The organism is Lutibacter sp. (genome assembly GCF_041596795.1).
In the GTDB taxonomy this organism is placed as follows: domain Bacteria; phylum Bacteroidota; class Bacteroidia; order Flavobacteriales; family Flavobacteriaceae; genus Lutibacter.
Map to the genome: position 1 here is coordinate 1 of NZ_JBFHHX010000138.1, position 8276 is coordinate 8276.

Below are 8276 nucleotides of genomic sequence, written 5' to 3' on the forward strand. Positions count from 1 at the left end.
AGTGTTTATGAACTTAAAACCTTTTTAAATACATTAGATCCTAATGATCCTAGTAAAAGTGCAGTGTATTATTCCGATAAAGTTTTTCAAAAAGGAGATGAAGCATTGTATTCCGGAAACTTTAAAGTAAATGCTGATGATACAGTTGCTTACGTAAAACGCTATTTAGCTGACGGCAAAACTGTTTATGATACGGATACTATTAAAGAAACCAATTCAAGTCCTTCCATAAAAATTCCATTAAATAAAGCAACCATTAAACAATTATTTGTTGATAAAGCAGGTGATTCTGAGTTTGCTTCGTTGGATAATTTTATTCACTATTTTAGAGGTTTTTATATTGAAGCAGATAAACTTACAAGCGATAAAGCTCATTTAGTTTCTCTAAGTATGCAAAATGCTAAAATGACCATTTACTATTCTAAAACTGTAGATGAAACTTCAGAACAAGATTTAAACGGAAATGGAATAAAAGGAGAAACAGGTGTAAGAACAAAACATAATTATGTTTTTCCCTTTGCAAGTTTAAAAGCTAATTATTTAAAAAGAGATTACACCAACTCTAAACAAAGTGGAGCAGACAGATTGTATGTGCAAGGAGCAGCTGGATCTATAGCAACTATAGAATTATTTAAATATGATGATATTGTTGCGTTAAATAATAAAAATTGGTTAATAACAGATGCCAAATTAAAGTTTTATATAGACGAATCGGCAGATACAAGTTTATACCCTGAGCAATTATTTTTATATAATTATTCAGACAATAGTCAAATTACCGACTTATTCACAGAAGGAATTACTGTGTTAGGCGGATTTAGAGATTATGAAACTGACACCAATGGAAATAAAGTACTTTTAAATTCATACACGTTTAAAATAACTAGTTATGTATCTCAGTTGTTAAAAGCAGATGATCCAACAAATTATTTAAAACTTGGCTTAAAAGTTTATAATTCAACTGACGCTCAAAGTACTACCGTTCCAAATTTTAATTGGAACCCAAAAGGAGTAGTATTGTACAATCACAATAATAGCTTAGGTGATAATAGAATTAAATTAGAAATTTCTTATACAGAATTAAATCAATAATATTTATGTGTGGAATTACCGGATATTTAGGACATAGAGAAGCATACCCAATTGTAATGAATGGTCTGCAAAGATTAGAATACAGAGGTTATGATAGCGCGGGTATTGTGCTCTCAGATGGAGAAAATGTAAAATTATTTAAAACAAAAGGAAAAGTTTCTGCTTTAAGAAAAATTGCAGAAAAAAACAATGTACAAGGCCATTTAGGTTTAGGTCATACACGTTGGGCTACTCATGGTGTTCCAAACGATGAAAATTCGCATCCACATTTTTCCAATTCAGGAAATTTAGCAATTGTACATAATGGAATTATAGAAAATTACGATACCATTAAAAAAGAATTAATTGCAAGAGGTTATACTTTTAAAAGCGACACCGATACCGAAGTTTTAATAAATTTAATTGAAGAGGTTAAAATTAAAAACAACTGTAAATTAGGAAAAGCTGTACAAATGGCTCTTTCAACCGCTGTTGGAGCATACGCAATTGCTGTTTTTGATGTAAATGTTCCTAATGAAATAATTGTTGCACGTTTAGGAAGTCCAATAGCAATAGGTATTGGCGAAAATAATAGCGAATTTTTTGTTGCTTCAGATGCATCTCCATTTATAGAGTATACTAAAGACGCTATTTATTTAGATGATGAAGAATTAGCAATTATTAAACTTGGGCAAGATATTAGAGTTAGAAAAATTGAAGATGACTCATTAGTTGAACCTAATATTCAAGAGCTAAAACTGAATTTAGAGCAAATAGAAAAAGGTGGTTACGAGCATTTTATGTTGAAAGAAATTCATGAGCAACCACACGCTATTCAAGATACTTATAGAGGTAGATTAATTGCAAGCAAAGGCACTATTAAAATGAGTAGTGTTGATAATAATATTGGTAAGTTTTTAAACGCTAATAGAATTATAATTGTTGCTTGTGGTACATCTTGGCATGCAGGTTTAGTTGCCGAGTATTTATTTGAAGATTTAGCACGTATTCCGGTAGAAGTGGAATATGCTTCCGAATTTAGATATAGAAATCCTGTAATTAATAAAAATGATGTTGTAATTGCTATTTCTCAATCGGGTGAAACAGCAGATACATTAGCTGCAATTAAATTAGCTAAATCTCACGGAGCATTTGTTTATGGTGTTTGTAATGTGGTTGGTTCCTCTATTGCTAGAGAAACTGATTCTGGTGCTTATACGCACGCTGGTCCAGAAATTGGAGTGGCATCAACAAAAGCGTTTACAACTCAAATTACAGTACTTACTTTAATTGCCTTAAAATTGGGTAATTTAAAAGGAGAAATTTCTAATTCAAAACTGAATACTTATATTCAAGAAATGACTTTTATTCCATCAAAAGTAGAAGAGTTATTAAAAATAAATGGTAAAATAGAAGATATTGCGGCATTTATGAAAGATGCACCAAATGCCTTGTATTTAGGAAGAGGATATAATTTTCCAGTTGCTTTAGAAGGTGCTTTAAAATTGAAAGAAATTTCATATATCCACGCTGAAGGTTATCCTGCTGCAGAAATGAAACATGGGCCAATTGCTTTAATTGATGAGCATATGCCAGTTGTTGTTATTGCAACTAAAAAAGGACATTATGACAAGGTTGTGAGTAATATTCAAGAAATTAAATCTCGTAAGGGAAAAATTATTGCAATTGTTACTAAAGGAGATACAATAGTTAAGGAAATAGCTGACCATGTTATTGAAATTCCTGAAACAATAGAACCGTTTACTCCGTTGTTATCTACAATTCCTTTACAGCTTTTATCGTATCATATTGCGGTAATGAGAGGATGTAACGTAGATCAACCTAGAAATTTAGCAAAATCTGTTACAGTAGAATAAAAACTACTATATATCAAAATAGAAAAAACCAGCTTTAAGCTGGTTTTTTATTATTCTATAACATCGTGAATCATGGTATGATTTCCACCGTTCCATTCAGTAAGTATGTCGGTAGCAACTTGTGAGCCACTTCCTGCTGCAATGGCATATTGACTTCTCCATCCAGCTAAAACACCTGCTACATAAATGTTTTTAGTTATTAGGTGGTTGGTGTTTTTCAACATAATCTTTTCTTTAATTGCCGGTATTGCTTGGTGAGGTTGTACATAGTGCATTAAACCTTCAATGTTAAACATGTTAGAAGGGCTAACACAAACAACCACAGTAGCTGCTGTATAGGTGTTTTTATTAGTTTTTATTAAAACACCTTTACTATCTTCTAAAACAGCAATAGCTTTTTCATTTTCTATCTGATCAATTTGCGGATACATTTCGGTTAATTGCACAATTCCTTCTTTAAGAACATCATCGCCTTTAGTTCCTTTTTTAAATCCTAGAACATTATTTAATTCGGCAGTTTGTAGTGCAGAGTTTTTTTGATGAGTGAGTATTCCTACTTTTTTATCTTTTGCAAATGGTTTGGTAAGTGCTGACCCTAAAATTAGCGCGCAAGACAATCCGGCAACACCTCCACCAATAATTAAAACGTCAAAATTTTTCATAATTAAGTTTTTATACTGTAAAAATAGTAATTAGATAGTCTATTTACAATTATGCTTTAAATAATCCTTGAATATTAGATGCGAACAATTTTACGGCAATGGCCAATAAAATAACACCAAATATTTTTCTTAAAATATTAATACCATTTTCACCAATTAACTTTTCAATTTTTGTTGAGGTTCTTAATACAATATACATAAAAAACATATTTATAATTATTGCAACTACAATGTTAATAGTTTCGTATTCAGCTCTTAACGATAAAATAGTGGTTAAGCTTCCTGGTCCGGCAATTAAAGGAAAAGCTATTGGAAAAACCGAAATAGTTTTAGGGCTTGTAGCTTCTTCCTTATACAATGAAATTCCTAAAATCATTTCCAATGCCAAAAAAAACAGAATAAAGGAACCTGCAACCGCAAAAGAATTAACATCAATTCCAATTAAGTTTAAAATACTTTTTCCTAAAAACAGGAAAGCAATCATAATTATACCAGCCACTATTGCGGCTCTTTCAGAATGAATATGACCAGCTTTTGCTCTTAAATCAATAATAATAGGAACATTTCCAATAATATCAATTACTGCAAACAAAATCATAACTGCTGTAAATATTTCCTTAAAATCTAAAGCCATTTTTTATTTTTTTAAATTATTGCAAAATTAGTCAATCGAAATGTAGCATTTTGTAAAAATTAAGTAAAAAATAGTTTAATTTTGCAAAATGTTTCAATTAGGAAAAACCATAGTTTCAGAAGACATTATAGAAAAGGATTTTGTCTGTAATTTAAATGCTTGTAAAGGAAAATGCTGTATTGATGGCGAGGCGGGAGCTCCGTTAGAAGAAGCCGAACTACAAATATTATTAGATATTTATCCTTTAGTAAAACCTTTTCTGCGTAAAGAAGGTATTGCTGCTATTGAAGATCAAGGACTTTTTACAACATCGGAAGGTGAGCATGAAACCACTTTAATTGATGGAAAAGATTGCGCGTATGTTATTTTTGATGAAAAAAATATAGCAAAATGCGGAATTGAAGAAGCTTATAATGCGGGTAAAATTAAATGGAAAAAACCTATTTCCTGTCATTTATATCCAGTGCGATTAATGGAATACAGTGAGTTTACAGCCGTAAATTATCATAAATGGCCAATATGTGATGATGCTTGTGCTTTAGGAAAAGAATTACAAGTACCGGTTTACAAATTTGTAAAAGATGCGCTTATTAGAAAGTTTGGTAAAAATTGGTATTCCGAATTAGAGAAGGTTGCTGAAAATCATAAATAGTTAATTACTTGATGATTTAAATTAGTATATTCTAACTGTTCTATACTAGTTTTTTGTGCTTTTTAAATTTTTTTATTCATTCATAGATTAGTCCTATTTCTAGCACAGAATAGTGTTGGTTATTTATAAATTTCCTACTCAAAAAAATTAAATAGATATAGTAAAATAGTAATTTACGGTCTATTTTATTCCTATTACAAAACCCGTTAGTGAAGTATATTTGGTAAAATATAAGTAGTTGATTATCAGTTTTTAATACTAATTAATCGTTTATTAAAAAACTACAAAAATGTTAAAAACTTACTACTAATTGTGAATAAGTGACCTTTTTTAGTGTCTGTTTTTTTTCAATCTTTGTTTTTCTCATTTCGAGAATTACTACTACTATCTAAAACTAAAAAAAATCAAAGATAAAATGTCATTTATAGAACCAATCCTGCAAGAAAATAAAGATCGATTTGTAATTTTCCCAATTCAACATCAAGATATTTGGGAATGGTACAAAAAACAAGAAGCTAGTATTTGGACAGCCGAAGAAATTGATTTGCATCAAGATGTTATTGATTGGGAAAAAAAATTAACCGATGATGAGCGTTATTTTATTAAACACATTTTAGCCTTTTTTGCAGCTTCCGATGGAATTGTAAACGAAAATTTAGCTGAAAATTTTGTAAGCGAAGTACAATATTCCGAAGCAAAATTCTTCTACGGTTTTCAAATAATGATGGAAAACATTCACTCTGAAGTGTATTCATTATTAATTGATACCTATGTTAAAAATGAAGTTGAAAAAAATGAGTTATTTAAAGCGATTGAAGTTTTTCCAGCCATAAAATTAAAAGCCGATTGGGCGTTAAAATGGATTGAAAGTCCAAGTTTTGCAGAGCGTTTAATTGCATTTGCTGCTGTTGAGGGTATTTTCTTTTCAGGTAGTTTTTGCTCTATTTTTTGGTTGAAGAAACGCGGATTATTACCAGGATTAACTTTTTCAAACGAATTAATTTCTCGTGACGAAGGTTTGCATTGCGATTTTGCAGTGCATTTACACAACAATCATATTGTAAATAAAGTTCCTAAAGAGCGTATTACAGAAATTATTGTAGATGCTTTAGATATTGAACGCAAATTTATAACAGAATCTTTACCCGTTAGTTTAATTGGTATGAATGCTAAATTAATGACGCAGTATTTAGAATTTGTTACCGACCGTTTATTGATGGAGTTCGGTTGCGATTCAGTTTACAACGTATCAAACCCATTTGATTTTATGGAAATGATTTCCTTAGAAGGGAAAACAAATTTCTTCGAAAAACGCGTTTCAGAATATCAAAAAGCTGGTGTAAAAAGCGGCACAGGAACTGGAAGTATTAGTTTCGACGCTGATTTTTAACAATCTTATCATTCCTGCCTACGCAGGAATAACAGAAAACCAAAACAATTTAACCAAGAACCAAATCCCAACAACTAGTAACTAAAAACCAATAACTAGAGATATGTTTGTAGTAAAAAGAGACGGAAGAAAAGAACCTGTGATGTTCGACAAAATCACAGCCAGAGTACGAAAAATGTGTTATGGCCTTAATAAATTGGTTGATCCAGTAAAAGTTGCAATGCGCGTTATTGAAGGTTTGTACGATGGTGTAACAACTTCTGAACTTGATAATTTAGCAGCGGAAACTGCTGCAACAATGACGGTTCAACATCCGGATTATGCGAAACTTGCAGCTAGAATTGCCGTTTCTAACTTACATAAAAACACCAAAAAAACGTTTTCTGAAGTTATGACGGATTTATACAATTATGTAAATCCACGTACAGGCAAAAAATCACCACTTTTATCGGATGAAGCCTATAAGGTAATTATGGATAATGCGGCAAAATTAGATTCTACTATAATTTACAACAGAGATTTTGGCTACGATTATTTTGGTTTTAAAACTTTAGAACGCTCGTATTTATTAAAGTTAAATGGCGAAATAGTAGAACGTCCGCAACATATGTTAATGCGTGTTGCTATTGGAATTCATATGGAAGATATTGATGAAGCCATTGAAACATATGAGCTAATGTCTAAAAAAATATTTACACACGCAACGCCAACATTATTCAATTCTGGAACTCCAAAACCACAAATGTCTTCGTGTTTTTTATTACAAATTCAGGAAGATAGCATTGATGGAATTTATGATACACTAAAACAAACAGCAAAAATATCGCAATCTGCTGGTGGAATTGGGCTTTCAATACACAATGTTCGCGCAACAGGTTCATATATTAGAGGAACAAATGGTACATCAAACGGAATTGTTCCTATGTTAAAAGTGTATAATGATACGGCACGTTATGTAGATCAAGGCGGAGGAAAACGTAAAGGTTCTTTTGCAATTTATATGGAGCCTTGGCACGCTGATGTTTTTAACTTTTTAGATTTACGTAAAAATACGGGTGCTGAAGAAATGCGTGCGCGCGATTTATTCTACGCTATGTGGATTCCAGACTTATTTATGAAACGCGTAGAAGAAGATGGGAGCTGGACTCTAATGTGCCCTAATGAATGTCCGCATTTATTTGATACCTACGGAGATGAGTTTGAAAAATTATATACAGGTTATGAGGCGGCAGGAAAAGGAAGAAAAACCATAAAAGCGCGTGAACTTTGGGAGAAAATTTTAGAAGCTCAAATTGAAACTGGAAATCCGTATATGTTGTACAAAGATGCAGCAAATAGAAAATCGAATCAAAAGAATTTAGGAACTATACGTTCTTCAAATTTATGTACGGAAATTATGGAATATACGGCAAAAGATGAGGTTGCTGTATGTAATTTAGCCTCAATTGCAATTCCAATGTTTGTGGAAGAAGATGCCAATGGTGTTAAATTTTTCAATCATAAAAAACTATTTACGGTTACAAAAAAAATTACAAAAAACTTAGATACTGTAATTGATAGAAATTATTACCCAGTAAAAGAAGCTGAAAATTCTAATTTCCGTCACCGTCCAATTGGTTTAGGAATTCAAGGATTAGCAGATGCTTTTATATTGTTGCGTATGCCTTTTACAAGTGATGAAGCTAAAAAACTAAACGAAGAAATTTTTGAAACTATTTATTTTGCGGCGGTAACATCATCAATGGAAATTGCAAAATTAAAAGGAGCTTATTCAAGCTACAATGGTTCACCTATTTCAAAAGGAGAGTTTCAATATAATTTATGGGGATTAGCAGATGAAGATTTAAGCGGTCGTTGGGATTGGAAAGCATTACGTAAAAAAGTGATGAAAAACGGGGTTAGAAACTCGCTTTTAGTTGCGCCAATGCCAACAGCATCAACATCGCAAATATTAGGAAATAATGAAGCTTTTGAGCCATATACTTCAAAT

At 31.5% G+C, this 8276-nt stretch carries 7 protein-coding genes; 5 read left to right on the forward strand and 2 right to left on the reverse strand.

Going from position 1 to position 8276, the window contains the following annotated elements:
* Both ABY298_RS13175 and glmS read left to right on the forward strand, forming a co-directional pair.
* A partial coding sequence (locus ABY298_RS13175) for a DUF4270 family protein (protein ID WP_372746522.1) occupies positions 1 to 1092 on the forward strand: 1092 nt, incomplete at its 5' end.
* 5 nt (positions 1093 to 1097) lie between these two features.
* On the forward strand, positions 1098 to 2948 hold the full coding sequence (gene glmS, locus ABY298_RS13180) for a glutamine--fructose-6-phosphate transaminase (isomerizing) (RefSeq protein ID WP_372746523.1): 1851 nt from the start codon (positions 1098 to 1100) through the stop codon (positions 2946 to 2948).
* A gap of 50 nt (positions 2949 to 2998) precedes the next feature.
* On the opposite strand, the gene ABY298_RS13185 is transcribed toward glmS, so the two are convergent.
* Together ABY298_RS13185 and ABY298_RS13190 are read right to left on the reverse strand one after the other, a co-directional pair.
* Positions 2999 to 3610, reverse strand: coding sequence for an FAD-dependent oxidoreductase (locus tag ABY298_RS13185; protein ID WP_372746524.1), 612 nt, complete (start codon positions 3608 to 3610; stop codon positions 2999 to 3001).
* 49 nt (positions 3611 to 3659) lie between these two features.
* Positions 3660 to 4244 (reverse strand): MarC family protein, encoded by a 585-nt coding sequence (locus ABY298_RS13190; protein WP_372746525.1) that lies wholly within the window; start codon positions 4242 to 4244, stop codon positions 3660 to 3662.
* 88 nt (positions 4245 to 4332) lie between these two features.
* On the opposite strand from ABY298_RS13190, the gene ABY298_RS13195 reads away from it, so the two are divergent.
* From ABY298_RS13195 to ABY298_RS13205, 3 genes are all read left to right on the forward strand, one after another.
* A complete protein-coding gene (locus tag ABY298_RS13195) occupies positions 4333 to 4896 on the forward strand; it encodes a DUF3109 family protein (RefSeq protein WP_372746526.1) in 564 nt (187 codons plus the stop codon).
* Positions 4897 to 5311: 415 nt separating this feature from the next.
* Positions 5312 to 6286 carry a ribonucleotide-diphosphate reductase subunit beta gene (locus ABY298_RS13200; protein ID WP_372746527.1) on the forward strand — a complete coding sequence of 325 codons (975 nt, stop codon included), beginning with the start codon at positions 5312 to 5314 and terminating at the stop codon, positions 6284 to 6286.
* 103 nt (positions 6287 to 6389) lie between these two features.
* The coding region (locus ABY298_RS13205) for a ribonucleoside-diphosphate reductase subunit alpha (RefSeq protein WP_372746528.1) at positions 6390 to 8276 on the forward strand (1887 nt) is incomplete at its 3' end.

Coding starts and splice junctions, on each gene's coding strand:
- ABY298_RS13195 (WP_372746526.1), top strand. CDS start 4,333: ATGTTTCAATTAGGAAAAACCATAGTTTCAGAAGACATTATAGAAAAG.
- ABY298_RS13185 (WP_372746524.1), bottom strand. CDS start 3,610: ATGAAAAATTTTGACGTTTTAATTATTGGTGGAGGTGTTGCCGGATTG.
- glmS (WP_372746523.1), top strand. CDS start 1,098: ATGTGTGGAATTACCGGATATTTAGGACATAGAGAAGCATACCCAATT.
- ABY298_RS13200 (WP_372746527.1), top strand. CDS start 5,312: ATGTCATTTATAGAACCAATCCTGCAAGAAAATAAAGATCGATTTGTA.
- ABY298_RS13190 (WP_372746525.1), bottom strand. CDS start 4,244: ATGGCTTTAGATTTTAAGGAAATATTTACAGCAGTTATGATTTTGTTT.